Genomic DNA, 25,641 nt, shown 5'->3' with positions numbered 1-25,641 from the left:
ACCACCGGTTCCCCGTCCGGCACTCAGGGAGGTGCTGTGAGCTCGTCAGCCCGCCGCAGCAGGGTCAAGGACACCGCGACCGCCCTGCTCGTCGTCGCGACCGTCCTCGCGGGGGCCCTCGGTCCCATGCAGGCGGCCGTCAACGGCCAGCTGGGCAAGACGATCGGCGACGGGCACGCCGCCGCCCTCATCTCGTTCGGGACCGGCCTGGTCCTCATGTTCGTCGTCGTGTTCGCGCGTCCTGCGACCCGACGCGAGGCGCTCGCGATCCCCGGCCTGATCCGCTCGCGCACCATCCCGTGGTGGAACTACCTCGCGGGCCTGTGCGGCGCCGTCATCGTCCTGTCCGAGGGCGTCACGGTCGGCGTCCTCGGCGTCGCGACGTTCCAGATCTCGCTCATCTCGGGCCTCGTCATCTCGGGCGTCATCTGCGACCGCCTCGGCGTCACGGCGTCGGTCAAGCAGCCGCTCACCACGACGCGCCTCCTCGGCGCGGCGCTCGCCATCGCGGCGACCGTCGTCGTCATCTCCCCGAGCTTCTCCGTGCCGCACACGATCGTGCTCGCGATCATGCCGTTCGTGGGCGGTCTGCTCGCGGGCTGGCAGCCCGCCGGGAACGCGGCCGTCGCCGACGTCACCGGGTCGATGCTCGTCTCGATCGGCTGGAACTTCCTCGTCGGCTTCACCGCCCTGCTGATCGCCTACCTGGTGCGCGCGGCGGTGGGCGGCGTCGACTTCCAGCTCCCGAGCGAGTGGTGGATGTACCTGGGCGGCCCGCTCGGCCTGCTGTCGATCGCGCTCATGGCGCTCCTCGTGCGCGGCCTCGGGCTGCTCCTTCTCGGCCTCGCCTCGGTCGCGGGCCAGCTCGTCGGCTCGCTCGTCCTCGACGCCGCGATCCCGGCGCTCGGCCACACCGTGCACGTCGCGACCGTCATCGGCACGGTCATCGCGCTCGTCGCCGCCGGGATCGGGATGATCCCGTCCGGCAAGGCGGCGCACGCCGACGGCCCGGACGCCACCGGCCCCGACGGACCCGACGCGGGCGTCGCGGCGGCGGTCGCGGGCGGCGAGGCCGGCGAGACGAGCGCGCGATGAGCGTCACCCCCGCCGGTCACGTCCAGACGGTCACCGGCCGTGCCGCGGCCGCGGACCTCGGCCTCACGCTCCCCCACGAGCACCTCTTCAACGACCTGTCCGGGGTGCTCGACCCGCCGAGCTACCGCTTCTCCGAGGCGGTCGTCGAGGCGCCGGTCTCCGCGTCGGTCGCCTGGGCGCTGCGCCAGGACCCGTACTGCTGCGCGGACAACATCGCCGACAAGCCGGTCGCCGCGGTCGCGGCGGAGCTCGAGAGCTTCGCCGCCCTGGGCGGGCGCACGATCGTCGACGCGACGTCGAGCGCCGCGATCGGGCGCAACCCCGAGCGCCTCGCGGAGGTCGCGCGCCGCACCGGGCTGCACGTGGTCGCGGGCTGCGGCGCGTACCTCGAGAAGTTCGAGGGCGACCGCATCGCCGCCGCGGCCGTGGACGCCCAGGCGTCCGCGATCGTCGCGGAGCTCGCCGACGGGATCGGCGGGACGGGCGTGCGTCCCGGCATCATCGGCGAGATCGGCGTCTCGCCGTCGTTCACCGCGGGCGAGGCCGCGTCGCTGCGCGCGGCGGCCCTCGCCCAGCGCGAGCACCCGCACGTCGCGCTCCAGGTGCACCTCCCCGGGTGGCAGCGCCGCGCGCACGAGGTGCTCGACCTCGTGCTCGACGAGGTGGGCGTGCGCCCCGAGAAGGTCGTGCTGTGCCACATGGACCCGTCCGCCGACGACCCGGACTACCAGCGGTCCGTGGCCGAGCGCGGCGTCTGGCTCGAGTTCGACATGGTCGGCATGGACATCACCTTCCCGAAGGAGGGGGTGTCCCCCGACCCGCACACGACCGCGACCGCGGTGCAGCGCCTCGTCGAGGCCGGTCACGCGGGCCAGGTGCTGCTCAGCCACGACGTGTTCCTCAAGCAGATGTGGGTGCAGCACGGCGGCAACGGGTTCGCCTACGTCCCGACGGTGTTCACCGAGATGCTCGCGGCGCGCGGCGTGCCGCGCGACGTGCTCGCGCGCCTCACGCACGACAACCCGGTGGCGATGCTCACCGCGTGACGCGACGCCGTCCGCCACCCGCACGGCCGGGGCCCGCCAGGGTCCCGGCCGTCGGCGCACCCGGGACCTCCGGCCCTGGTCGCGGCGTCGCGCTCTGAGAGGATCGGCGCATGAGACGACGTGCCCTCCCGACCCTCGTGGCCGCCGTGGCCGCGACCGCCCTCGTGCTCGCCGGCTGCTCCGGCGGGTCTCCCGAGCCGTCCGCGCTGGACGCGCTGCTCGACCGGCACGACCTCGCGGGGCTCAGCGGCCAGGAGGTCGTCGACCGGCTCGAAGGGCTCGAGACGGCCGACCGGCCGACCGACCTCGTGGCCTCCGTCCGCGCGGCGGAGCTCGTGCTCGCCGACGAGTCGTACGAGACCACGGTCCCGCTGCCCGAGGACACGTTCTACCTCTCCGTGGCGCCCTTCGTCGACGAGACGCACGAGTGCTTCTACCACTCGCTCACCACGTGCCAGGGCGAGCTCGCGGGCGAGCCGGTCTCCGTGACCGTGGTCGATGCGGCCACCGGCGACGTGCTCGTCGAGGAGGACACGACGCTCGGCGCCAACGGCTTCGTCGGCTACTGGCTCCCGCGCGACGTCGACGCGGAGCTGCGCGTCGAGCACGACGGCCGGGTCGGCACCACGACCGTCTCGACGCGCGACGACGACCCGACCTGCCTCACGACGCTCCAGCTCGCCTGACGAGCCGCGGACGCCCGGCGGTGTATCCGCCGGAGCACGCACGACGCCCGCCGCACGGAGGTGCGACGGGCGTCGTGCGTGCTGTGCCGGGGAGGTGTCAGGCCGTACCGGCGAAGTCGACCACGAGCTCCTCGGTGACCGTCTCGCCGTCGCGCTCGGCGGTGGCGGTGACCGTCACCTGCCCCGCGGGCACCTCGACGAGGCGCGTCGCGAAGGCCTGGTAGGCGTTCTTGGTCGGCGCGACGGCCGCGAACTCCTTGGTCCCGTACGGCGTGGTGACCGTGAGGTCCACGGCCGTGTCGTCCTGGTTGACCACTCGGACGGCGAGGTACTGCTTGCCGCCCATGGTGCGCAGCTCGGCCTCGGCCGAGAGGTCGAGCGCGGGGCCGTCGTCGACCAGCGCGGACTGCCAGTCGACGAGGTCGTCGATCTTCGTGCCGAGCAGCGCGCGGTCGCCCGCCGCCGCCGACAGGTGGTCGACGAGCGAGCGCGCGCCGCCGAGCACCTGCACGGCCGTCGCGGGGTCGTCCGCGTCGGCCGCGGTGCGCGCGCTGCCGAGCAGCGACGAGATCGCGCCGGCGATGACGCCGTCGCCCACCGCAGAGGTGTTCAGGCCCGCCACGAGCTCGTCCACCTCGCCGAACGTGACGCAGTTGCCGCCGCCCTCGACGACGCCCGCGGTCCACTCGACGCCCTTGAGGACGTGCTCGAGGAACAGCGGGTCGGTCCACGAGGCGTCGGTGTGCCCGGCGCCCTCGTACCAGGAGCGACCGCCCTCGAAGTTCTGGCACCACGCGATCGGGTGGTCCTCGCCCATCGCGTTGTTGCCCGGGTTGTACGTCGACTCGTCGAGCGTGATGAGGACGTGGACGTCCTCGCGCGGGTTGGTCGTGTAGTTGTACCACTCGTCGAACCGCTCCCACACGGCGGGCAGGTGCGCCGTCGAGGGGTGCCCCGGGCTCTCGACGCGCATCGTCGCCGTCTGCTGCTGCGGGTGACTGACGAACCGCGCGCCGCCGCCCGTGAGCTGGCTGTACCAGGGCACGGTGTGCATCGTGTCCGTCGCCGCGTGCAGGCCCACGAACCCGCCGCCGCCCCGGATGTAGCCCTGGAACGCGGCGAGCTCGGCGTCGTCCAGGAGGCGCGGCGTGGCCGGGTTGAGGGAGTTCGTGTTGTCGACGGGCGACGCGAAGACGATGGTCGCGTACTGCGCGAGGTCCTCGGCGCTCGTGAACGGCGAGGAGTCCATCGTCAGGTCGGGCTGGCCGGGCGAGCCGCTGCCCCACCACCCCGCCGAGCTGTTCGGCGGGTCCCACACGTCGACCGTGAAGCCGTTGTCGGCGCCGAGCTCGATGAGCGCACGCGTGGTGTCGTCGATGTGCGAGTGGCGGAAGCCGAGCGTCTCACCGACGACGAGGATCTTGTAGTCCTCGTCGTCGGCGGCCGCCGGGCCCGCGGTCATGAGCGTGGCACCGCCCACGAGCGGCAGCGCGGCAGCCGCAGCCACCGCCCGCCGGAACGTCATGCCGCTGAACAAATCCATGCGTGCTTCTCCCTCGTCGTCGAGAGCGCGAGCCGGAGGGTCGCCGACGGCGACCCCACGGGGCGACGCGCGCACTCCTGCGTGCGTGGACGTCGGCTGCTGCCGATGCAGCGAGTTTTGACGGCAGGTGCACAAAAGTCAAGGTTTCAACGACTCGCGGACACGGTTTCTCACCCACCCCTCGTCGGGCGACCGCGCGTCGACCGGCACGGCCTCGGGGCACAGCGAGCGCACAGGGTCACCACAGGCACGCCTCCGCGTCGCGCGCGACCCTGGAGCCATGACCGCAGCCACCGCCCCCGTCGGCCGCCCGGACCAGCCGCGCCTCACGCGCCCGGACGGCTCCCCCGTCCGCGTGCTCGTGGTCGACGACGAGCCGAACCTCGCCGAGCTGCTCACCTCGGCGCTGCGGTACGAGGGCTGGGACGTCTCCACCGCGCTCGACGGGCACGGCGCGATCCGCACCGCGCGGGAGACCGGGCCGGACGTCGTCGTGCTCGACGTCATGCTCCCCGACATGGACGGGCTCACCGTCCTGCGCCGCCTGCGCGAGCGCGACCCCGACGTGCCCGTGCTGTTCCTCACCGCGCGCGACGCCGTCGAGGACCGCGTCGCCGGGCTCACCGCGGGCGGCGACGACTACGTGACCAAGCCGTTCAGCCTCGAGGAGGTCGTCGCCCGGCTGCGCGGGCTGCTGCGCCGCGGCGGTGCGAACGCCCGACGCGAGGACTCCGTGCTCGTCGTCGGCGACCTCGAGCTCGACGAGGACGCGCACGAGGTGCGCCGCGGGGGCGAGGAGGTCCGGCTCACCGCGACCGAGTTCGAGCTCCTGCGGTACCTCATGCGCAACCCGCGCCGCGTGCTGTCCAAGGCGCAGATCCTCGACCGCGTCTGGAACTACGACTTCGGGGGCCAGGCCAACATCGTCGAGCTCTACATCTCCTACCTGCGCCGCAAGATCGACAAGGGGCGCGCCCCGATGATCCACACGCTGCGCGGCGTCGGGTACGTGCTCAAGCCCGCCCCCGACGCGGAGAGCGCCCGTGCCTGACCTGGGCCCCACCGGGCCGGCGGCCACAGGGCCGGAGCGTCGACCCACCGCCCTGCGCCAACGCCTCGTGCTCGTGCTCGCGGCCGTCGTCCTGCTCGTCACCGTCGGGCTCGCCGTCGCGTCCGCCATCGCGCTGCGCACCCAGCTCGTCGCCCAGGTCGACCACGAGCTGCGCCAGGCGAGCGACCGGCTCGCCCGCGGAGACGGCCCCGCGCAGCCCCCGGACGGTACCGGCGACGCGTCCGCGCCGGAACCCGGCGGGCCCGACGACCCGTCGCGCTTCCCCCCGGGCACGGGCCCCGGCAGCGCCGTGCTCCGGTACGACGGCGGCGAGCTCGTGCTCGCGGAGTACGTCACGCCCGGCCTCCAGCGCGTGACGCTCGACGACACCCAGGTCGCGGCGCTCGAGGACGTCCCGACCGACGGCGCCGCGCACGACGTCGACCTCCCCGACCTCGGGTCGTTCCGCGCCGTGCACCGCACCACCGCGGACGGGCAGCCCGTCGTCGTCGCGTCGAGCACGGCCCAGGTCGACGCGACCGTCGAGAGGTACCTGCTCGTCGAGGCCGCGCTCGGCGCCGCCGGGGTCCTCGCGGCCGTGCTCCTCGGCACATGGCTCGTGCGGCGCTCGCTGCGCCCGCTCGACGACGTCGCCGCCGCCGCGGGCCGCGTCTCCGAGCTCGAGCTCGCGCAGGGCGAGATCGGGGCCATCCCCCGTGTCCCGGACGACCTCACCGACGAGCGCACCGAGGTCGGCCAGGTGGGCGCCGCGCTCAACCGCATGCTCGAGAACGTCGAGACCTCGCTCCAGGCGCGCCACGACTCGGAGACGCAGGTGCGGCGGTTCGTCGCCGACGCGAGCCACGAGCTGCGCACCCCGCTCGCCTCGATCCGCGGGTACGCGGAGCTCGTGCGCCGCTCCCCCGACGACGTGCCGCCCGCGACCGCGCGCTCGCTCGACCGCATCGAGGCCGAGGCGGTCCGCATGACCGGGCTCGTCGAGGACCTGCTGCTCCTCGCCCGGCTCGACGCCGGCCGCCCCCTCGACCGCGCGCCCGTCGACCTCGCGGCGCTCGCCGTCGACGCCGTCACCGACGCGCACGCCGCGGGCCCCGACCACGACTGGGCGCTCGACCTGCCCGGCGCGGGCGACCTCGACGTCGACCCGGCGTCCGGCACTCCGGACCCGGACGACCTGCCGGACGACGCCGTCGACCTGGAGGTGACGGGCGACGAGGCGAGCCTGCGCCAGGTCCTGACGAACCTCCTCGCCAACGCCCGCAGGCACACCCCGCCGGGCACCCACGTGGACGTCCGGGTCACGACGGACGCCGACGCCGTCGTGCTCGCCGTCTCCGACGACGGCCCCGGCATCCCCGCAGCCCTGCGGCCGGCGCTCTTCCGCCGCTTCACGCGCGGCGACGACGCCCGCAACCGCACCGGCGGCTCGACCGGCCTCGGGCTCGCGATCGTCGACGCGATCGTCACCGCCCACGGCGGCACGATCACCGTGACGTCCGCGACGGCGGACGAACCCGGCTCCACCGGCACCACCGTCGCGGTCCGCCTCCCCCGCGACCGCCCTTGATGTCACCGCGCTACCACGACGCGCCGGAGGCCGTGCCCGCCCCACGACAGAGACCACAGGCTTGGATCGCACTCGGCTTGGCACGGCGCAGCCCGCTCGAAGGACGCTCCACGCGGCTGTCACTGTCGGTGGTTCCCGGAATGCTCTGTGCATGTTCTGGGATGCTCGACGGCCGGAGATCGCCTACCTCGTCGGCCTGCTCCAGACGGACGGATGTCACGACGGCAGCCCGGATCGCAAAGGCCGCATCACTCTCGAACTCGCTGTGCGCGACCGCGACGTGCTCGAGGGGATCTCCTCGCTGCTCCCTTGCTACTCGTCTGTCCGTCTCAGGCACCGGACGACGAACTTCAGTTCGGACCACGTGTCCGCAACGCTCGGGTTCTTCGACCAGACCGCGCGGCGAGAGCTCGCTGCGCTCGGTGTGACGCCGGGGCGCAAGAGTTCGACCATCGGTCCGCCGCCTGCACCGTTCGCCGAAGCCGACTACACGCGCGGAATCCTTGACGGTGACGGGTCAGTGGGGTTCACGATGACGGGGACCCCCTTCATCAGTCTGGTCACCGCGAGCCCGCCCCTTGCCGCGTACTTCTGCTCCGTCATCGCGGACGTGTGCGGCGTTCGGAGGAGCGCCAAGCCCAACACCCGTGACGGCGTCATGAACATCATGGTCGCGAACGTCGCCGCCGCCACTCTCGCCCGTTGGGCGTGGTACTCGCCAGACGCTCTGTGCATCGGCCGCAAGCGCCGACTGGCCGAAGCGGTCGCCGCGTGGCGTCCAGAGCCGGGCCGCGAGAGCAGGTACGGGATCGTGCGCAAGGCCTGGACCCCCGATCAGGACGCGATCGCGATCGAGCTCCCGCTCGAGGAAGCCGCCGCAGCCCTCGGACGAAGCGTCCGAAGCGTCTCCGTGCGGCGTTGGCGGCTCTCCACGCAGCGCTCCGCAGGAGCCGCCGGGTGAGCCTGGGTATTCGGTGCGCACGGGAGGACTCGAACCCCCGACGCCCGGCTCCGGAAGCCGGTGCTCTGTCCGCTGAGCTACGCGCGCTGGTGCTCCTTAACGTCGAGCAGACGGGACGCGAGGCGTCCAGGTGCCCTCGGAGGGAGTCGGACCCCCGTCTCCGCTTCCGTAGAGCGGCGTCGTGTCCGTTGGACCACGAAGGCAGTGCGTTTCACCGCGAGGCGCACGACAAATGCGCGCCGACGGCGGAGAATTGGAATGGCAGCACGAAAGACGCACCCGGCCAGGGCGCATTCCCGCACAAGAAAAAGGCCGCCCCGGCGATGTCCCGGGACGGCCTGTCGTGACGACGCTGTGGTCAGACGACAGGACCGCCGGAGTCGCCGGCGAGGAACGAGGACACGCTGAGATACGCCACGGGCAGCACGACGCGCGGCTGCTCGCAGGGCAGGACGGGACGTCGCCGGTCCTGCTGGACGGGTTCGCGCACGGCACTGCTCCTCTCGGTCATGTCGGGTGGCCCACGCACCGGAATGTCGTCGACCGAGGTAGACCGTACGCGCCTTTCCCGAACCGCACAACCTCATTTCTCGAATTCGTCCAAGAATCTCCGGCCGAGACCCGCGCACCACCCGGATATCCCGCCTGCAGACCTTTCCTCACCGCAGACGAGCTCGCCCGCTCTCCGCGCAACCCCGCCCCCCGTGCGCCCCCCGTGCGCCCTCCGCGCAGGACGCAGCCTTCGCCTCCCCCGTCAGGGCTCGGCGGGTCGGACTCCGGCGACCGACCCAGGCTGAAGTCAGGCCGCTTGGCACACTTTTCTCCTCGCCGACGCGAAAACTCTCGGCCTTCCGGGCGACCGACCGGGACTGTCGGCGGCACCGGGTAGGGTTCCGGACGTTCCGGACAGACCTCCCGACGCCGACGAACCGCGCGCGGGCCCGACGACAGGAGATGCGCCGCCATGATGGGTGCCAACCACGCCGCGACCGGGGCGGCGGCGTGGATCGCCGTGACGTCGACGGCCCCGTTCGCCCTCGGCTGGCACCCCGTGTCGTCGGTCGGGGTCATGACGGGTGCGGTCGTGTGCGCCGGGGCCGCGCTCCTGCCCGACGCCGACCACCACAACGGCACGTTCGCGCACTCGCTGCCGCCCGTGAGCGAGTGGGTGTCCGACGCCGTCGAGACGGTCGCGGGCGGGCACCGCCAGGGCACGCACTCGTTCCTCGGCATCGCGGTGTTCACCGCGCTCGCCTGGCTCGCGGGCCTCGTCACGGTCGAGACCGCGAGCTTCGGCACGGTCTACGTCGGCGGCGGGCTGCTCGCCGTGCTCCTCGTCGCGCTCGCACTCAAAGCGCTCAAGCTCACGCGGCGCGGCAGGCTCGTGCCGTGGGTCACGTCGCTCACCGTCGCCGCGCTCGTCGCCCTGTTCTCCCCGGAGGAGTGGAACTGGCTGCCCGTCGCGGTGGGGCTCGGCGTCACGGTCCACATCCTCGGCGACGTGCTCACGACCAACGGCGCTCCCCTGCTCTGGCCGGTGAAGATCCGCTCGCCGCGCTGGGTGCGGCGCTCGCTCGTCGTCGACGACGTGTGGCGCCCGAGCGGGAGCTTCGCCCTCCCCCTGCTCGGCTCCACGGGGTCGGTGCGCGAGTGGATCCTCGCGACGGCCGTCGGGCTGTACGCGACGGTCGGGTTCGTGTGGGCTGCGCTCGACCAGATGGGCTTCGACACCCTGGGGACGTACGAGCGCGTGGTGGCCGCGATCCAGGTCCTCGCGTCCGGGGCCGCCTGAGCCGTCCCGCGAGGTCCTGAGGACGACCTCAGCCCGCGGCGCGGACGCGGGACAGACGCGCCGTCGACCACCGCAGGACCTCCGTCAGGAGGATCGCAAGCACGCCGCACGCCAGGCCGACACCGAGCGACCCGGGGTCGGAGACGTCGAGCGAGAGCAGCGCGCGGAGCGCGGGGACGCTGAAGAGCCCGACGTAGAAGGCCACCGAGAAGCCGACCAGGAGCGCCTTCCACCACGTGTACGGGCGCGCCACGACCGCGAGCACCCACAGCGCGCCCACGAGCAGGGTGGCCAGGGCCGCGGTCGACGCCCGCATCTCCTCCGGGGCGAGCGTGTCCGTCGGGCCGCCCAACGACGCCCCGCCCGCGCCCGGGTCCACCACGAGGTAGCACACGAAGGTCAGGACACCGATCGACACCCCCGCGGGCACCGCGAGCCGGAGCACCCTCGCCACGAAGCCGGGCCGGGCCCGTTCGTCGTTGGGCGCCAGGGACATCACGAACGCGGGGACCCCGATCGTGAACCACGCCGCGACGGTCACGTGGATCGGCAGGAACGGGTAGGAGACGGGGTCGGCGCCGACGAGCCACGCACCGACCCCCGCGAGGCCCACCAGGACGGCCAGCACCACCGCGTACACGGTCTTGGTGAGGAAGAGGTGCGCGACCCGTTCGATGTTCCCGATCACCCGACGGCCCTCGCCGACCACGGACGGCAGCGTCGCGAAGCGGTCGTCCAGCAGCACGAGCTGCGCCACGGACCGCGCGGCGGGGCTCCCCGACCCCATGGCCACGCCGATGTCCGCGTCCTTGAGCGCCAGCACGTCGTTCACGCCGTCCCCCGTCATGGCGACGGTGTGCCCGCGCGCCTGCAGCGCCCCGACGACGGCCCGCTTCTGGTCCGGCCGCACCCGGCCGAACGTCGTGGCGCCCTCGACGACGGTCGCGAGCTCCTCGCGGTCGGAGGGCAGGCTCCGGGCGTCGACCGACGTCGCGGGACCGCCCAGGCCGAGGGACCGCGCGACCGCGGCGACGGACACCGGGTTGTCACCCGAGATCACCTTCACCGTGACGCCCTGGGCGTGGAAGTAGTCCAGGGTCTGCCGGGCGTCGGCGCGGACCCGTTGCTCGAGCGCGACGAGCGCCCGCGGGACGAGGCGCCCCGGGGCGCCTCCGTCCGGGGCGGCGGCGTCGACCGGCGTGTCGGTCGACGCGACGAGCAGCACGCGCAGGCCATGGGCGCCGAGGTCCGTCGCCTGCTGCGCCACGTCGGACCGGGGGTCGAGCAGCACGTCCGCCGCACCGAGGACCCAGTTCCCGCGGGGACCCTCGACGTCCGCGAACGACATCCCGGACCACTTCGCGGCCGACGAGAACGGGACGACGGCGGTCGCCTGCCAGGCCGGCGGCTCGGGGAACGCCTCCGCGACCGCGGCGACGGACGCGTTGGGCCGCGGGTCGAGGGCGGCGAGCGCCGCCAGGGCGCGCTCCACGTCGCTCCGGGCGCCGTCGAGCACGTCCACCCGCGCGAGGCGCATCCCGTTCTCCGTGAGCGTGCCCGTCTTGTCCGCGCACACCACGTCGACGCGCGCCAGCCCCTCGATGGCCGGCAGCTCCTGGACGAGGCACCGGCGTCGGCCGAGCCGGACCACCCCGATCGCGAAGGCCACGGACGTCAGGAGCACCAGGCCCTCGGGGACCATCGGCACGAGCGCCGCGACCATGCCGAGGACGGACTGCCGGAACCCCTGCTGCGAGATGACGAGCTGGTTCACCACCGTGAGGACGCCCGCGGGGACCAGCAGCCAGGTGATGACCCGCAGGATCCTGTCGATGCCGGCACGCAGCTCCGAGCGCACGAGCGTGAACGCGCTCGCCTCGTGCGCGAGCCGCGCGGCGTACGCGTCCGCGCCGACCTCCGTCGCCCGGTAGGCGCCCGAGCCGGCCGCCACGAAGCTCCCGGACAGCAGCCGGTCCCCGGGCTGCTTGACGACCGGGTCCGACTCGCCGGTGAGGAGGGACTCGTCGACCTCGAGCGAGGTGGACTCGACCACCCGGCCGTCGACGACGACCTGGTCGCCGGCGCCGAGCTCGACGACGTCGTCGACGACGACGTCCGCCTGGTCGACCTCCGTCCCCGCCCCGTCGCGGCGCACGCGCACGGGTGCCCGCCCCACGATCGCCAGCGCGTCCAGCGTGCGCTTGGCACGCAGCTCCTGGACGATCCCGATGCCGGCGTTCGCGAGGATCGCGAGACCGAAGAGACTGTTGACGAGCGATCCCGTGCTCAGCGCCAGGACGAGGAGGACCCCCAGCACGGCGTTGATCCGGGTCATGGTGTTCGCGCGCACGATGTCCCACGTCGTGCGCCCCGAACGGGGCGGCAGCCGGTTGACCCGGCCGTCGGCGACGCGTTCCGCGACGTCCTGCGACGTCAGTCCCGCAGCCCTCGTCGACGGCGCCGTCATGGGGGCGAGCGTATCCGCCGTAATTCCGTTGCGCCGGGGCGCGCGGTGATGGGACGGTCGCAGGACGTCGCCCGCGCCGTCGGGCACCGGAGGAGAGGAGGAACGCCATGAGCTGGACGACCCCCGCTCGCGTGTCCACCACCCCCGGGAGCCCCCGCCGCCGCTGACCGGTCCACGACCGCTCGCGACGACCGTCCCCGACCGCCCGGCCCGGCGGCCGCGGCGACGCGCGCTCCCCTCCCCCGAGGAGCCCCCGTGCCCGAGCACGACCTGCCGTACCCCGACCTCTCCCTCCCGCCCGCCCTGGCGCGCGACCCCCGCACTCCCCCGCCGCGCCGCCTGCGGCGCCTCGCCGACCTGGCCGACGCCGAGGCCGAGGCCGGTGTCCTCGACGCGGCGCTCGGCGACGACCAGCGCTGGTCCACGTGGTCCGCCGTCGAGAAGGGACAGCGCGGGCCGGAGCCGCACCCCGACTGGGTGGTGACGGCCGACGCCGCCCTCGACACCGAGCTCGGCCTGCTCAAGACCGGCAAGGAGGCGGACGTCTTCCTCCTGGAGCGGGCCGTCCCCGGCGACCCCGCGCGCCGCAGCCTGCTCGCCGCGAAGCGCTACCGCGACCTCGACCACCGCTCGTTCCGGCGCGACACGGTCTACACCGAGGACCGCCGCGTGCGCCGGACGCGCGACCGTCGCGCCCTCGACCGCAAGTCGCGCTACGGGCGCCAGGTCGCGGCCGGGCAGTGGGCCGCGGCGGAGTTCGCCGCGCTGTGCGAGCTGTGGTCGGCCGGTGCGCCCGTCCCGTACCCCGTCCAGATCGACGGCGACGAGATCCTCATGGAGTTCGTCGGCACGTCCGACGGCGTGTCGCACGAGGCCGCGCCGCGGCTCGCGCGCACGCGGCCCGACCGCGACCTCCTCGCGTCGTGGTGGGACCAGGTCCGCGACGCCATGGCCGTGCTCGCCCGGCTCGGCTACGCCCACGGCGACCTGTCGCCGTACAACGTCCTGGCGGACGGCGACCGGATCGTCGTCATCGACCTGCCGCAGGTCGTGGACCTCGTGGCGAACCCCTTCGGCACCGAGCTCCTCCTGCGCGACTGCCGCACCATGGCCGCGTGGTTCGCCTCGCGCGGGCTCGAGACGGACGCGGACGAGCTCTTCGCGGTGCTGCTCGCCCAGGCGTGGTGACGACCGCGCCCCGACCGGCGTGCGACGATCGACCGCGTGCTGCGCCTCGCCCTCGTCGGCCTCGACTCGTCCCACGCCGACCACTACGTGCGGCTCGTGGCCACGGAGCGGCGCTGGCCGGGGGTGCGGCTCGTGGCGCTCGTCGACGGGGAGCCGGGCCGCCGCGCGGAGCTCGCCGCGACCGGCGGGCTGTCCCTGGACGCGGCCGACGCCACCGTGCCGGACGTCGTCGGGCGGGTCGACGCCGCGATCGTCGCCCACCGCGCGGGGCGGCGGCACGGCGCCGCGACGCGTGCGCTCCTCGCGGCGGGCGTCCCGGTGCTCGTGGACAAGCCGTTCGCCGCGTCGGTGGCCGACGCGCGGGCGACGCTCGACGTGGCGCGCGCGCACGGCACGGCCGTGACGACGGCGTCCGCGCTGCGGTTCGCGCCCGAGGTCGCGGCGGCGCGCGCCGCCCTCGCGACCGCTGCCGGAGGTCCCGTCGCGCCGGTCGTCCCCGCGGCACCGGCGTCGCAGCCCGGGCCCGCGGTCGAGGTGTCCGGCCCCGCGGACCCGGACGACGAGCGCGACGGGCTGTTCTTCCTCGGCATCCACGTCGTCGAGGCCGCGCGCGCCGTCGTCGGCGCGCCGCCCGGAGCGGCGTGGTCACCACCCGTCGTGACGCGCTCGGCGGACGGGATCGTCGCCACGACGCGGCTGGGCGGCGTCGACGTCCGGCTGCTCCTCCTGGACCCGGTCGCCCACCCGACCGCGGGGTTCGCGGTCGCGGTGCGCACGTCCCGCGGCGTCGAGCGCTCGGAGATCGTGCTCGACGCCGACTACCTCGCCCCGGTGGTCGAGCACGGGCTCGCGGTCCTCGCGCCGGGGACCCCCACGACCACCCCCGCCGCGGCGCGCACGACGGCGGACCCCGACGACACGGCCCGGGTCGCCGCCGAGCACGCGACAATCCTTGCGGACCTCGCACTCCTCGAGCAGGTCGGGGCGGCCCTGCGGCCCTGATCACCAGGCCGCGGGCGCGCGCCGCCCGCGCCGGGTCCCGGCGGACGGGGTAGAACGGGACCATGGAGCCCTCCACCGAGTCCTTCGACGCCGACGACGTCCGGACGTTCCTTACGACCTACGGCGTCGCGCTCTCGACGGGCGACCTCGACACGATCGGCGAGAGCTACGCCTTCCCGGCGCTCGTCGTCGGCACGACCGACGCGGTGCTCCTCGGCGACCCCGAGGACGTGCGCGCGTCGACGGCCGAGCTCGCCCGGGGGTTCCGCGAGCGCGGGCTCGTCGGCGTGGTCGCGCACCTCGTCGGGGTCGAGGAGGTCGGCGACGCGCTCGTCTGGGCGCACGCGCGCTGGAGCTACCGCGACGAGTACGCGAACGAGCAGGAGGCGCAGGAGGTGCGGTACCTGCTGCGCCGCGCGCGGGACACGTTCGAGGTGTGCGTCGCGGTGCCCGTCGGCCCGTAGGCCGCGCCGACCACGCCCGCACGATCAAGCCCGGCACGACCGACCCCCGCACGACGGTGCCCGTCCACCGGCCGCGAGCGCCCCGGGTCAGGACAGCCGGTTGTCCCGGTCCTCCCACGGCGACGCGGCAGCCGACCGCCCGGACGGGGCGCCGTCGTCGGGCTGGAGCGCCCGCACGACGAACGACCCCGCGGCGAGCACGACGCCCCCGGTGAACGCGACCTGCAGCACGGTGAGCAGCACGCCCACGAACCAGGTGCCCGCGAACGCGTAGGTGAGGTGCATGAGGCCGACGTTCTGGACGAGCGCGCTCCCGACGGCCAGGCCGACCCCGGTCCAGAGCATCGTGCGGGCGGTGAGACGGGGCGGCATCACGGGTTCCTCTCGTCGGCGAGACGGTCCGGGCCCGGACGTCGGCGGACGCGCGGCACCCGGTCCGTTCCTACCACGCCGCCCGCGGCGCCGCGGTCCCGCCTCCCGCGTCAGCGGAAGTCGCGCGAGGTCGTGCCGACCTGGAGCGAGAGCGGTGCGAGGTGCTCCGCGACGAGGTTCGTGGCGCCGTCGGCCCGTTCGAGCCGCCCGCGCACGACGAGCGCCGCGGACCCGCGCGCGACCTTCCGGAACCGCTGCCACAGCCCGGGCGAGCACACGACGTTGAGGATGCCCGTCTCGTCCTCGAGCGACAGGAACGTCACGCCCCCCGCGGTCCCGGGTCGCTGGCGGTGCGTGACGACGCCGCCCACGGCGACCCGCGACGGCGGGTGCGGGCGCGTGCCCGGCACCTCGCCCGCGGCGCGCTCCGCCTCGTCGACCTGCTCGATCTCGCGCGACACCGCGACGGCGCCGACGACGGTGAGCACCCCGGCCGCGGTGAGGCCGTCGCGGACGTACTGCGTCGGGTAGGAGCCGGTGGACACGCCCGTGGCCCAGACGTCGGCGACGGCGGTCTCGACGTCGGTCATGCCGGGCAGCGCCGGCGCCTCGACGCCGACGCTCACGCCCGGCAGCGTCCCCGGCCCCTCCTGCGCGAGCGCGCCGGCCGCCCACAGCGCCTCGCGTCGTGTCACGCCGAGGCCGTCGGTCGCGCCGGCGGTCGCGAGCCCCTCGAGCTGGGCGGTCGTGAGGTCGACGCGCCGCACGAGGTCGCGCAGGTCGCTGAAGGGCCGCCCCTCCCCCGGTGCGCCGCGCGCCGCGACGACGCGCTCGGCCGCGTCCTTCCCCAGCCCGCGCACGCTCGCGAGCCCGAGCCGCACCGCGAGCCCGAGGTCGGGCTCCGGCCCGTAGCGGGTGTCGACCCGCACCTCCCCGCCGAGCATGCGGTCGCTGCCCGTCCGGACGTCCTGAGGGTCGGCACCCGCATGGTCGGCGGGCAGCCGCTCGACCGTCGCCTCGACGTCGGACGCGTTGACGTCGGGACGCAGCACGGTGACGCCGTGGCGGCGTGCGTCCGCCACGAGCGACTGCGGCGAGTAGAACCCCATGGGCTGCGCCGCGAGCAGCCCCGCGTAGAACGCGGCGGGGTGGTGCACCTTGAGCCACGAGCTCGCGTAGACGAGGAACGCGAACGAGTACGCGTGCGACTCGGGGAACCCGAAGTCGGCGAACGCCTTGAGCTTGTCGTAGATCTCCTCGCGCACGGCCGGGTCGGTGACGCCCTTCTCCCGCATCCCGTCCATGAGCCGCCCCCGCAGCTCCTCCATGCGCTCGACCGACCGCTTGGACCCCATCGCGCGCCGGAGCTGGTCGGACTCCTTCGGGGAGAAGCCCGCGACGTCGATCGCCATCTGCATGAGCTGCTCCTGGAACAGCGGCACGCCCTTCGTCTTGCCGAGCGACTTCTCCAGCAGCGGGTGCAGGAACGTCACCTCCTCCCGACCCCGCGCCCGGTTGATGTACGGGTGCACGGACCCGCCCTGGATGGGCCCGGGGCGGATGAGCGCGACCTCGATGACGATGTCGTAGAACCTTCGGGGTCGCAGGCGCGGGAGCGTCGCCATCTGCGCGCGCGACTCGACCTGGAACACGCCGACGGTGTCGGCCGCGCACAGCAGGTCGTACACCGCCGGGTCGTCCTCGGGCAGCGTGTGCAGCGCGAGGCGCGGGCCGCCCTCGTGCCGTTCCACGAGGTCGAACCCGATGCGCAGCGCCGTGAGCATCCCGAGGCCCAGGAGGTCGAACTTCACGAGCCCCGCGTCCGCGCAGTCCTCCTTGTCCCACTGCAGGACGGTGCGGCCCTCCATGCGCGCCCACTCCACGGGGCACACCTCGATGACCGGGCGGTCGCACATGACCATGCCGCCCGAGTGGATGCCCAGGTGCCGCGGGAGGCGCAGCATCCGGTCGGCGAGGTCGAGCACCGCGTCCGGGATCTCGCCCTCCTGCGCGGCCGACGGCGGCCGGTGCGCGGGCACGACGTCGTGCGTGTCGTCCGCGCGCAGGACCTCGCCGTCGTCCACGGCGAGCGGGTCGACGACGCGCGCGCCCCGGCCCGTGAGGTCGGGCGACCAGTCCCGGCTCCCCCACAGGCGCGACGTCGCGGCGTCCTTCCGGGCGGTGCGCGTCGTGACCCGCGGGGCGGCCGGGCCGGTTGACCCCGGGGTCTTCGCCGCGATCGCCCGCTCCTTCGCCGCCCGGTCCGCCGCGGGCGACGACGGGTCAGGACCGCGCAGCGACCCCCACCGCTCGATCGACTTGCTCCACGCGTCGGCCTGCCCGACGTCGTACCCGAGCGCCCGGGCCGCGTCGCGCACCGCCGACTTCGGCCGGTAGGAGATGACGTTCGCGACCTGCGCGGCGTGCGTGCGCCCGAACGTCGCGTAGACGTGCTGGATGACCTCCTCGCGTCGCGCCGACTCGATGTCGATGTCGATGTCCGGCGGGCCGTCGCGCTCGGGCGCGAGGAAGCGCTCGAACAGCAGGCCGTGCTTCACCGCGTCGACGGCCGTGATGCCGAGCGCGTAGCAGACCGCGGAGTTCGCGGCCGACCCCCGGCCCTGGGCGAGGATCCCGTTCCTGCGGCAGAACTCGACGAGGTCGTAGACGACGAGGAAGTACCCCGGGAAGTGCAGGTCCTCGATGACGCGCAGCTCGTGGTCGATCTGCGCCCACGCGCCCCTGATCTTCTCCTGGCCGCGCGGCCCGTACCGGTCCTCGCCGCCGCGCCGCACGAGCTCGCGCAGCCACGTGGCCTCCGTGTGCCCGTCCGGCACCGGGTACGGCGGCAGGTCGGGCGCGACGAGGTGCAGGTCGAACGCGCACTCGTCCCCCAGGGCGGCCGCGTTCGCGACGGCCTGCGGGTGCCGGGGGTGGCGCGCGAGCATCTCCGCCGCGGAGCGCAGGTGCGTCGTCGGGGCACCGGGCAGCCAGCCGTCGAGGTCGTCGAGCGACGAGCGCGCACGCACGGCCGCGAGCGCCCCCGCGAGGTCGGCGTCGCGCGGGTGCGCGTAGTGCGCGGCGGTCGTCGCCACGAGCGGCAGCCGGGCCTCGGCGGCGAGGTCGGCGAGCGCCGCGTGCAGGTCGGCGTCGCGCGGGTCGTCGGTCGTGGTGATCTCGACGGCGACGTTGTCGGCGCCGAAGAGGGCGACGAGGCGGTCGAGCTCGCGGCGGGCCGCGGCGCGCCCGGACGTGACGAGCGCGCGCCGCACCGCGCCCTTGCGGCACCCGGTGAGCACGAGCCACTGCCCGGCGGCCTCCGCCGCGAGCTGTTCGAGGCGGTAGTCGGCGGCGCCCTTGGTTCCCGTCGCGAGGTGCGCGGTCGCGATCGCGCGCGACAGGTTGCGGTAGCCCTGCGTGCCGCGCGCGAGCACGAGCAGGTGGGTCGAGCGCGGGTCGGGGACGCCGGTGGGCGGGTCGAGCACGGGCGCGCCGGTCCCGGTCGGCGCGGGCAGGTGCAGCTCGGACCCGAAGACCGTGGGGAGCCCGACCTTGCGCGCGGCCTCGGCGAAGCGCACGACGCCGTACAGGCCGTCGTGGTCGGTGACGGCGAGCGCCGACAGCCCGAGCCGCGCGCCCTCGGCGGCGAGCTCCTCGGGGTGGGACGCGCCGTCGAGGAAGCTGAACGCGGAGTGCGCGTGGAGCTCGGCGTAGCGCGGGCCGGCGGTGCGGTCAGTCATACAGGCCCTCCACGGTCCAGCGCCCGCGCGCGCTCGCGAGGAGCAGGCCGCGGCCGTCGTCGAGCAGGACCTGGACGTGCACACGACGCCGCGGCGCGGGCGTCCACCAGCGCTCGGCGAGCGGCCACGGCCCGGCCCAGTCGACGACGGCGCGCGACGACCCGGGCCCGGGCAGCGCCGTCTCGTCCCGGCGTGCCGCCGCGCGGCGCGGGCCCTCCTCCGGCGCGGGGTCGGGCCACCACACGGTCGCGGGCTCGCCGCTCATCGCGAGGCGCGCGTCGACGACGACGGGCCGCCCGGCGTCGTCGAGCACGACGACGTCCTGCGGCTCGACGGGCACGAGCGCGGGGGCCGGGCTCGGCAGCGCGCCGGGCCACGGCAGGGCCGGGTCGCGCGGGCGCGCGACGTCCTCCCCGAACGGCACGAGGTGCACGCGGTCCGTCGCGTCGCGGCCGCCCTGGACCTGGACGCGCAGGACGGCGTCGCCGCCGAGGATGCCCTGCACGCGCCCGAGCGCGCGATGGGCGCGCGCGTCCTCGCCGCTCGACGCGCCCCACAGGCGCGGCTGCTCCGCCCCCGCCGGGACGACCTCCTCGGCCGTGAGGGACAGGCGGGCCAGCGGCGCGACGCCCGGGACGACGTCGGCCCCGCCGGGTGATCCCTGCTCGCCGCCACGACGCGCGGCCCGGGCCGCGCGCCCGGCGCGGACGGACGTGGTGGTGAGCCAGCCCTCGAGCTGCCACCGGACCTTGTCCGTGAGGCGCGCCGGGCTCATCGCACCCGGCCCGTCGAGCCGCCAGGTGCGCTCGAGGTCGTCGCCCTCGACGGTCCGCGCGGTGATGCGCAGGCGCCCGGCGACGAGCGAGCGCGCGACGAGCTGGTCGTGCAGGTCCTCGGAGAGCCGCCGCGCGGCGAAGGTCGCGACGTCGACGCGCTCGGCGGGCGGGTCGAGCTCGGCGCTCACCGCGACGTCGGGCTCGACGCGGCGCCGCGCGGGCGGGCGCAGGTCCTCGCCGCGCGCGAGCCGGTGCGCCCACGCGCCGAGGTCGCCGAAGCGTCCCTCGACGGTCGCGGGCGGCAGGGCCGCGAGCGCCCCGAGGGTCCGCACGCCGAGCCGGCCCAGGAGGTCCACGAGCTCGTCGACCGCGACGGCGGCGTCCGGCCGGGCGGTGACGTGCACGAGGTCGCGCGCCGGCCGGGGCGCGAGGAACGCGGCGGAGCGGCCGGGCGGGACGACGACGGCGTCCCGTGCGGCGAGCACGGCGGCGAGGATGCCGTCGGCGACGCCCACCTGGCTCTCGTGCCCGGTGCGCTCGGCGACGCGCGCGACGAGCGCCTCCGCGAGCGCGGCGTCGGACCCGTGGTACCGGCTCGCCCCGGCGGCGGGCAGGAGCAGCAGGCCGGGCCGGGTGATCTCCAGCCCCGCGACGACGGTCTCGGCCGCGAGCGCGACGGGCTCGAACTCGCGGGCGTCGCGCGCGTCGTCGACGTCGAGCAGCTCGAGCTCGGGGCAGCACTCGCGGGCCCGACGGCGGCGCATGCCCCGGCGCACACCCTGGGCGCGCGCGGTCGCGGAGACGGCGACGACGCGGCGGCCGTCGTGCGTCGCGGCGGGGACGTGCGCGGGGACGTCGCGCACCGCCATCGCCGCGAGCACCGGCCAGTCCGGCACCCACAGGGCGGCCGTGCGGGTCGGGCTCGTGCTCATCCGACGAGCCGGAGCCGGGAGGGCCGGTCGGGGTCCTCGACCGGCGCGGGGCCGGTGCGGGTCGTGCGGGCGGTCACGGCGGTCTCGGCCGCGGCGGTCTCGGCCGCGGTGGTCTCGGCCGCGGTGGTGCCGGTCCCGGCCGCGGGCCGGGTGCCGCGGTCGTCCTCGGCGAGGAACGCGGGCCAGTCGTCGTGGGCGAGCGGGAGCTCGACCTCGACCCGCGTGGGGCGCGCGGCTCCCCCGCGGCCCGCGCGCTCGACGACGAGGGTGCGACGGCGCAGCCAGCCCGCACCGCGGTCCGCCCCGGACCAGCCGCCGCCCGTCACGGTGAGCGCGACGTGCGCGCCCGGCCACGTCCCCGCGGCGACGAGCAGCGCCCCGCGCTCCCGCGCCCGTGCGGCCAGGCGTCGTCGGTCGGGGTCGGTGAGGGCGGCGTCGGGCCCGACGACCACGACGTCCAGGCCGTCGACGAGCGCCGAGATCGCGAGCGCCGCGTCGGGGCCGGGCCGCGGGACGAGCACGACGCGGTCGAGGTCGGCGCCGGCGTCGGCGGCCGCGAGCAGCCCGACGGCGGGGAACCCGACGGCGGCGGTCCACGCCCCGGCCCGCGACGGCCGCGCGACGAGCGCGAGCAGGAGGCTCGTCGAGCCGCGCACCGCCAGCACGGTGCCGCGCTGCAGGGCGCCGAGCGGGAGGAGCGGCGCGAGCGCGTCGTGCACCGGCCACCACCGCTCGTCCGTGCCCACGTCCCGGCTCGCGCCCGAGGCGATGGCGTGGCGCGTGCGGGCGCGCGCCGGAGGTTCGGGCGGCGCGGCAGGGGCGGGCCGGACGGCCGTCGACGAGGCGGCGTCCGCGAGCGGGGCGACCTCGGCGAGGAGCGCGGTGCCGCCACGCGGGAGAGCGTCGGCACGCGAGACGGTGTCGGCACGCGGGACGGTGTCGGCGCGCGGGACGACGGCCGGTGCCGCCGGGGCGGTGAGCGGTTCGGGGGGCGCGGGGGCGACGACGGGGCGGTGTCGGCGGACCCCCGTACGCTCCTCCGCGCGGCGCAGGACGGCGCGGGCCCGCTCGGCCTTGTCGACGGCCGCTCCCGTCGTCTGGCCGGACGCCCCCGCCCGCTCGGCGGGGTCGGCGAGAAGGGTCATCTCGCCTCCCGGGGTGGTGCTCGGACGGGACGCGCACCGCGCGTCGACTGCTGCGGGCGGCGTGCTGCACCCGCCGACTTTCGAACAGACGTTCGAACACTTCCAGTGAACGACTGCCGCCGCGGGGTGTCAACTCCGCAGGCCGGAGGCGCCTGCTTCGTCCGAGATGCCCGCCCCAACCCTCGACCCCCACTGGAGACTTGCCCGAAACCCTCGACCTCTACCTGACCCTTCTCCCCCGCCGACCATGCGGCTGTCGCCCGTCCGGCGGGCGGCACGGGCCGCGACCGCATGCTCGGCGGGCTCGGAGGGCTCGGAGGGCTCGGAGGGCTCGGAGGGCTCGGAGGGCATGTTCGGCATCCGGCCTCTTCCGCGCGGGAGGCCGCCGGGGTGACAGGCTGGCGGCATGGACGCCCGCACGACGCTGCCCACGCTCGGCTCGCTCACCTGGGAGCCGGCGCTCGACCACCTCGACCTCGTCGCCCCTGTGACCGCCGACGCGCTGCGCCGGTGGGCCGACGCCGAGCCGGACGTCGCGACGCTCGTCGCCGTGACGGAGATCGACCCCGACCTCGCCGACACCGCGACGCTCAACGCCGCGTTCGACCTGCCCGTCGAGGCGTCGGCGAACTGCGTCGTCGTGGGCGGCACGCGCGCGGGCGACGAGCGCGTCGCCGCCGCCGTCGTGCGCGCGCACACGCGCGCCGACGTCAACACGCGCATCCGCAAGCTGCTCGACGTGCGCAAGGCGTCGTTCCTGCCGACCGACCGCGCGACGGCGGAGTCCGGCATGGAGTACGGCGGCATCACGCCCGTCGGGCTGCCCGAGGGGTGGCGCGTGCTCGTCGACTCCCGTGTGGTGACCGACGGCGCGCTCGCGCTGGTCGGGAGCGGCGTGCGGCGCTCGAAGCTGCTGCTCCCCGGTGACCTCCTCGGGCGCCTGTCCGGCGTCGAGGTCGTCGAGGACCTCGCCGTCCCTGTGGCCTGACGCACCCCTCCCTCCGAGCACGACCCGAGACGCGCTGGGCATCCCCGACGACCCTCAGGTCGTGCTCGGCGGTCAGTCCTCCAGGACGACGAGCCGCTGCGTCGCGCGCGTCATCGCGACGTAGCGGTCGACCGCGCCCTCGACGCCGTCACCGAACGCGCGCGGGTCCACGAGCACCACGAGGTCGAACTCGAGGCCCTTCGCCGCCTCGGGCGTGAGCCACCGCACCCGCGCGGACCCGCCGCCCTCGCCACCGACGTCACCGACCTTGCCGTCCGACCCGTCACCGACCCTGCCGTCCGACCCGTCGCCGGACGGCTCGGTGGCACCGATGACGCACGCCGTGCCGTCCGCGTGCTCGGCGAGCCACGCGTGGAGGACCGCGTCGAGGTCCGCGACCGCCCCGTGGGCAACGGGCACGCCCGTGCTGCGCACCGACGTCGGGACGTTGGCGTCCGGGAGCGCGGCCCGGACGACGGGCTCCGCCTCGGCCATGATCTCCCGCGGCGTGCGGTAGTTGACGCTCAGCGACGCCTCCTCGACGCGGGCGAAGCCCACGCGCGCGAGCCGCTCGCGCCAGCTCTCCGGGAAGCCGTGGCGTGCCTGGGCCCGGTCCCCGACGACCGTGAGGCTGCGCGACGGGCAGCGGCTGAGGACCATCTGCCACTCGGCGTCGGTGAGCTCCTGCGCCTCGTCGACGACGACGTGCGCGAACGGCCCCGCGAGGCGGTCCGGGGTCGCGCCGGCGAGCGCGCCGTCGTCCACGAGCGCGTCGCGCAGGTCCTGGCCGCGCAGCATCTGCATGACCCCGAGCTCGCTGTCGTCGGTCGCGACGAGGTGGTCGACGACGTCGTCCATGCGCGCGCGCTCCGCCGCGACGGCGGCCTCGTTGCGGCGGCGCCGGCGCGACGTCTCCGGGTCACCGAGCCGACGGCGCGCGGCGTCGAGCAGCGGCAGGTCCGCCGTCGTCCACGCGTGCGCGTCCGGGCGCTGGAGCGCGCGCACCTGCTCGGGCGTGAGCGACGGCGCGCACAGACGCAGGTAGGCGGGCACGGACCACAGGTCGGCGACGAGGTCCGTCGGCTCCACGAGGGGCCACGCGCGGTCGAACGCGGCGCCGAGCTCGCGGTGGCCGCGCAGGGCACGGCGCACGTCGTCGGCCTCGACCTCCGCACCGTCCTCCGCGGCTCCCCCGCAGGCCTTGTCCACGAGGATCTCGACGAGCGCGCCCCACACGTCGTCGCGCGCCTCGTTGTGCGGGGTGCCCGGGTCGACGGACTCGAACGCCTCGGTCCATTCGGCGGTGGAGAGCCAGACGTCGGCCCACGGCGTCTCGACCTCCATGCCCTCGGCGGGCGGGCGCTCGGAGAACCGCACGGCGGGCTCGATCGCGGCGACGAGCCCCGCCGACGCCTTGAGCCGCGCCACCTCGGGGTCGGCTTCGGCGCGCGCCGTCGCGCCCTCGGGGACGAGGTCGCGCAGCGTGCAGGTCTGCACGCCCTCCTCGCCGAGGCCCGGCAGCACGTCGGTCACGTACGCGAGGTAGGGACGGCTGGGCCCGACGACGAGCACCCCGCCGCGCCCACCACCGTGCTCGCTCTCGTGCCCGTCGCGCACGTGCGGGTCGGCGTACAGCAGGTAGGCGGCGCGGTGCAGCGCCACGACCGTCTTGCCCGTGCCGGGGCCGCCGTCGACGACGAGCGCGCCCCGGGAGCCCGCGCGCACGATCGCGTCCTGGTCGGCCTGGATCGTGCCGAGCACGTCGCGCATCCGCGGGGACCTGCTCGCGCCGAGGCTCGCGACGAACGCCGACTGGTCGTCGAGCGCCGCGCTCGACCCGGCGCCGTCGGGCACGAGCTCCTCGTCCCAGTAGTCGGTGACGCGCCCGCGCCCCCACCGGTACCGGCGCCGCGCCGCGAGGCCGAGCGGCTGCGCGGGCGTGGCCGCGAAGTACGGCTCGGCGGCGGGCGAGCGCCAGTCGACGAGCAGGCGCTCCCCCGCCGGGCCGGTGAGGCCCACGCGGCCCACGTACACCGGCGAGGAACCGTCGGCGAACGTCATGCGGCCCAGGCACAGGTCGACGCCGTAGCGCTGCAGCAGCCGCAACCGGCCGCTGAGCCGGTGGATCTCCTGGTCGCGCTCGAGCGCCTCGGTCCCGCTCCCGCCGGGTGCGCGGCGCGCGGCGTCGAGACGCTGCGCGAGGTCGGCGACGGAGCGCTCGAGGCTCGCCGCGATCGCGGCGAAGTGGCGCTCGTCGGTATCGACGAGCGCGGGGTCGGCCTTCGCGGCCAGGCGGGTGGGCAGCTCGAAGAACGGTGCGGGCTGCGGGTCCTGGCCCGCGGTCGGGTGGGTCGACGGGCGGCTGGACGGGTCGGTGGTGCGGGCGGCGGTCACGGGGGCGTCGGGCAACGTCATCAGCTCCGGTCCGGGTCCTGCGGAGGGACGCACGGGCCACGACGACCCGCGCACGAGCGGAGATTCTGCGCCCCCGAGGGGGCCTTGCCGCAAGACCCCCGGTGCGCTATACCTTGGAAAGGGAGGCCGCTCAGGCCTCCCTCTCCCGTCGCCGGACGTCGTGCCGGCGCACTCGGTACCGGCGCTCGGTACCGTCGCCGACGGGTCGCAGCAGACGCGTGCTGACCCGCTGCCGAGATGCGAGAAGTGGGGGGGGGGGGGGGGGGGGGGGGGGGGGGGGGGCCGCGGGGGGGGGGGGGGGGGGGGCCCCGGGGGGCGCGGGGGGGGGGGGGGGGGGGGGGGGGGGGGTCTCTGGCCCCCCCCGCGACCACACTAGCCGATCCGGGGGCG

At 75.6% G+C, this 25,641-nt stretch carries 19 protein-coding genes and 2 tRNA genes; 11 read left to right on the top strand and 10 right to left on the bottom strand.

Translation table 11 applies throughout. The features are described from left to right. Window positions 1-36: 36 nt before the first annotated feature. From ABIE39_RS02400 to ABIE39_RS02390, 3 genes are all read left to right on the top strand, one after another. Complete coding sequence (locus tag ABIE39_RS02400; RefSeq protein WP_209829779.1) at window positions 37-1,095, top strand: DMT family transporter; 1,059 nt, start codon at window positions 37-39, stop codon at window positions 1,093-1,095. Then, entirely contained in the window at window positions 1,092-2,141 is a 1,050-nt protein-coding gene (locus ABIE39_RS02395; RefSeq protein WP_074806950.1) for a phosphotriesterase family protein, read from the top strand. Before ABIE39_RS02400 ends, ABIE39_RS02395 begins: the two co-directional genes overlap by 4 nt. Window positions 2,142-2,251: 110 nt before the next feature. After that, window positions 2,252-2,827, top strand: a complete 576-nt coding sequence (locus ABIE39_RS02390) for a CueP family metal-binding protein (RefSeq protein ID WP_085387812.1) — start codon at window positions 2,252-2,254, stop codon at window positions 2,825-2,827. Window positions 2,828-2,924: 97 nt separating this feature from the next. Here ABIE39_RS02390 and ABIE39_RS02385 read toward each other — a convergent pair whose 3' ends face one another. Further along, on the bottom strand, window positions 2,925-4,370 hold the full coding sequence (locus ABIE39_RS02385; RefSeq protein ID WP_354050265.1) for a ThuA domain-containing protein: 1,446 nt from the start codon (window positions 4,368-4,370) through the stop codon (window positions 2,925-2,927). 280 nt (window positions 4,371-4,650) lie between these two features. Between ABIE39_RS02385 and ABIE39_RS02380 the strand changes: the two genes are divergently transcribed. The 3 genes from ABIE39_RS02380 (at window position 4,651) to ABIE39_RS02370 (ending at window position 7,970) form a co-directional block, all read left to right on the top strand. Beyond that, on the top strand, window positions 4,651-5,421 hold the full coding sequence (locus ABIE39_RS02380; RefSeq protein WP_074806958.1) for a response regulator transcription factor: 771 nt from the start codon (window positions 4,651-4,653) through the stop codon (window positions 5,419-5,421). Continuing rightward, on the top strand, window positions 5,414-7,009 hold the full coding sequence (locus ABIE39_RS02375) for a sensor histidine kinase (protein WP_354050263.1): 1,596 nt from the start codon (window positions 5,414-5,416) through the stop codon (window positions 7,007-7,009). The genes ABIE39_RS02380 and ABIE39_RS02375 overlap by 8 nt, the downstream gene beginning before the upstream one ends. Before the next feature lie 151 nt (window positions 7,010-7,160). After that, window positions 7,161-7,970: a hypothetical protein gene (locus ABIE39_RS02370; protein WP_175009840.1), complete on the top strand. Its 810-nt coding sequence runs from the start codon at window positions 7,161-7,163 to the stop codon at window positions 7,968-7,970. A 14-nt stretch (window positions 7,971-7,984) separates the two neighbouring features. Here the strand turns inward: ABIE39_RS02370 and ABIE39_RS02365 are convergent. The 3 genes from ABIE39_RS02365 to ABIE39_RS02355 all read right to left on the bottom strand — a co-directional run bounded on the left by ABIE39_RS02365 (window position 7,985) and on the right by ABIE39_RS02355 (window position 8,460). Next, window positions 7,985-8,057 (bottom strand) — tRNA-Arg (locus ABIE39_RS02365). A 44-nt stretch (window positions 8,058-8,101) separates the two neighbouring features. Beyond that, a tRNA-Arg gene (locus tag ABIE39_RS02360) sits at window positions 8,102-8,173 on the bottom strand. A gap of 155 nt (window positions 8,174-8,328) precedes the next feature. Continuing rightward, window positions 8,329-8,460, bottom strand: coding sequence for a hypothetical protein (locus tag ABIE39_RS02355; RefSeq protein WP_255318583.1), 132 nt, complete (start codon window positions 8,458-8,460; stop codon window positions 8,329-8,331). Between the two features lie 474 nt (window positions 8,461-8,934). Between ABIE39_RS02355 and ABIE39_RS02350 the strand changes: the two genes are divergently transcribed. Further along, window positions 8,935-9,762 carry a metal-dependent hydrolase gene (locus ABIE39_RS02350; RefSeq protein ID WP_175009841.1) on the top strand — a complete coding sequence of 276 codons (828 nt, stop codon included), beginning with the start codon at window positions 8,935-8,937 and terminating at the stop codon, window positions 9,760-9,762. 28 nt (window positions 9,763-9,790) lie between these two features. On the opposite strand, the gene ABIE39_RS02345 is transcribed toward ABIE39_RS02350, so the two are convergent. Beyond that, window positions 9,791-12,229 carry an HAD-IC family P-type ATPase gene (locus tag ABIE39_RS02345; protein ID WP_175009842.1) on the bottom strand — a complete coding sequence of 813 codons (2,439 nt, stop codon included), beginning with the start codon at window positions 12,227-12,229 and terminating at the stop codon, window positions 9,791-9,793. A 357-nt stretch (window positions 12,230-12,586) separates the two neighbouring features. On the opposite strand from ABIE39_RS02345, the gene ABIE39_RS02340 reads away from it, so the two are divergent. The 3 genes from ABIE39_RS02340 (at window position 12,587) to ABIE39_RS02330 (ending at window position 14,883) form a co-directional block, all read left to right on the top strand. Continuing rightward, window positions 12,587-13,417, top strand: coding sequence for a serine protein kinase RIO (locus ABIE39_RS02340; protein WP_502914830.1), 831 nt, complete (start codon window positions 12,587-12,589; stop codon window positions 13,415-13,417). Between the two features lie 36 nt (window positions 13,418-13,453). Continuing rightward, window positions 13,454-14,419, top strand: coding sequence for a Gfo/Idh/MocA family oxidoreductase (locus ABIE39_RS02335; protein ID WP_354050258.1), 966 nt, complete (start codon window positions 13,454-13,456; stop codon window positions 14,417-14,419). Between the two features lie 62 nt (window positions 14,420-14,481). Further along, entirely contained in the window at window positions 14,482-14,883 is a 402-nt protein-coding gene (locus ABIE39_RS02330) for a DUF6841 family protein (RefSeq protein WP_074806972.1), read from the top strand. Between the two features lie 87 nt (window positions 14,884-14,970). Here the strand turns inward: ABIE39_RS02330 and ABIE39_RS02325 are convergent, their stop codons facing one another. The 4 genes from ABIE39_RS02325 to imuA' all read right to left on the bottom strand — a co-directional run bounded on the left by ABIE39_RS02325 (window position 14,971) and on the right by imuA' (window position 21,848). Beyond that, the gene (locus ABIE39_RS02325; RefSeq protein ID WP_175009844.1) at window positions 14,971-15,255 is read right to left on the bottom strand and encodes a hypothetical protein; all 285 of its coding nucleotides are present in this window, start codon (window positions 15,253-15,255) and stop codon (window positions 14,971-14,973) included. Between the two features lie 110 nt (window positions 15,256-15,365). Continuing rightward, window positions 15,366-18,995, bottom strand: a complete 3,630-nt coding sequence (locus tag ABIE39_RS02320) for an error-prone DNA polymerase (protein WP_354050256.1) — start codon at window positions 18,993-18,995, stop codon at window positions 15,366-15,368. Further along, entirely contained in the window at window positions 18,988-20,703 is a 1,716-nt protein-coding gene (locus tag ABIE39_RS02315; RefSeq protein WP_354050254.1) for a DNA polymerase Y family protein, read from the bottom strand. The genes ABIE39_RS02320 and ABIE39_RS02315 overlap by 8 nt, the downstream gene beginning before the upstream one ends. After that, window positions 20,700-21,848, bottom strand: a complete 1,149-nt coding sequence (imuA', locus tag ABIE39_RS02310; RefSeq protein ID WP_175009847.1) for a DnaE2-dependent mutagenesis accessory factor ImuA' — start codon at window positions 21,846-21,848, stop codon at window positions 20,700-20,702. The genes ABIE39_RS02315 and imuA' overlap by 4 nt, the downstream gene beginning before the upstream one ends. 406 nt (window positions 21,849-22,254) lie before the next feature. On the opposite strand from imuA', the gene ABIE39_RS02305 reads away from it, so the two are divergent. Further along, entirely contained in the window at window positions 22,255-22,836 is a 582-nt protein-coding gene (locus tag ABIE39_RS02305) for a YbaK/EbsC family protein (protein ID WP_354050252.1), read from the top strand. 72 nt (window positions 22,837-22,908) lie between these two features. Here the strand turns inward: ABIE39_RS02305 and helR are convergent, their stop codons facing one another. Next, window positions 22,909-25,251 carry an RNA polymerase recycling motor ATPase HelR gene (gene helR / locus ABIE39_RS02300; RefSeq protein ID WP_354050250.1) on the bottom strand — a complete coding sequence of 781 codons (2,343 nt, stop codon included), beginning with the start codon at window positions 25,249-25,251 and terminating at the stop codon, window positions 22,909-22,911. Between the last annotated feature and the right edge of the window lie 390 nt (window positions 25,252-25,641).

The organism is Cellulosimicrobium sp. 4261 (assembly GCF_040546915.1).
Taxonomy (GTDB): Bacteria; Actinomycetota; Actinomycetes; order Actinomycetales; family Cellulomonadaceae; genus Cellulosimicrobium; species Cellulosimicrobium cinnabarinum.
Note: the sequence above shows the minus strand (reverse complement) of the source record. Positions and strands in the feature narration are given on the sequence as shown.

Excerpts from the sequence above, each read along its gene's own strand:
- ABIE39_RS02330 (WP_074806972.1), top strand. The coding sequence starts at position 14,482 with ATGGAGCCCTCCACCGAGTCCTTCGACGCCGACGACGTCCGGACGTTC.
- ABIE39_RS02315 (WP_354050254.1), bottom strand. The coding sequence starts at position 20,703 with ATGAGCACGAGCCCGACCCGCACGGCCGCCCTGTGGGTGCCGGACTGG.
- ABIE39_RS02350 (WP_175009841.1), top strand. The coding sequence starts at position 8,935 with ATGATGGGTGCCAACCACGCCGCGACCGGGGCGGCGGCGTGGATCGCC.
- ABIE39_RS02320 (WP_354050256.1), bottom strand. The coding sequence starts at position 18,995 with ATGACTGACCGCACCGCCGGCCCGCGCTACGCCGAGCTCCACGCGCAC.
- ABIE39_RS02325 (WP_175009844.1), bottom strand. The coding sequence starts at position 15,255 with ATGCCGCCCCGTCTCACCGCCCGCACGATGCTCTGGACCGGGGTCGGC.
- imuA' (WP_175009847.1), bottom strand. The coding sequence starts at position 21,848 with ATGACCCTTCTCGCCGACCCCGCCGAGCGGGCGGGGGCGTCCGGCCAG.
- ABIE39_RS02345 (WP_175009842.1), bottom strand. The coding sequence starts at position 12,229 with ATGACGGCGCCGTCGACGAGGGCTGCGGGACTGACGTCGCAGGACGTC.
- ABIE39_RS02305 (WP_354050252.1), top strand. The coding sequence starts at position 22,255 with ATGGACGCCCGCACGACGCTGCCCACGCTCGGCTCGCTCACCTGGGAG.
- ABIE39_RS02380 (WP_074806958.1), top strand. The coding sequence starts at position 4,651 with ATGACCGCAGCCACCGCCCCCGTCGGCCGCCCGGACCAGCCGCGCCTC.
- ABIE39_RS02370 (WP_175009840.1), top strand. The coding sequence starts at position 7,161 with ATGTTCTGGGATGCTCGACGGCCGGAGATCGCCTACCTCGTCGGCCTG.
- ABIE39_RS02395 (WP_074806950.1), top strand. The coding sequence starts at position 1,092 with ATGAGCGTCACCCCCGCCGGTCACGTCCAGACGGTCACCGGCCGTGCC.
- helR (WP_354050250.1), bottom strand. The coding sequence starts at position 25,251 with ATGACGTTGCCCGACGCCCCCGTGACCGCCGCCCGCACCACCGACCCG.
- ABIE39_RS02385 (WP_354050265.1), bottom strand. The coding sequence starts at position 4,370 with ATGGATTTGTTCAGCGGCATGACGTTCCGGCGGGCGGTGGCTGCGGCT.
- ABIE39_RS02390 (WP_085387812.1), top strand. The coding sequence starts at position 2,252 with ATGAGACGACGTGCCCTCCCGACCCTCGTGGCCGCCGTGGCCGCGACC.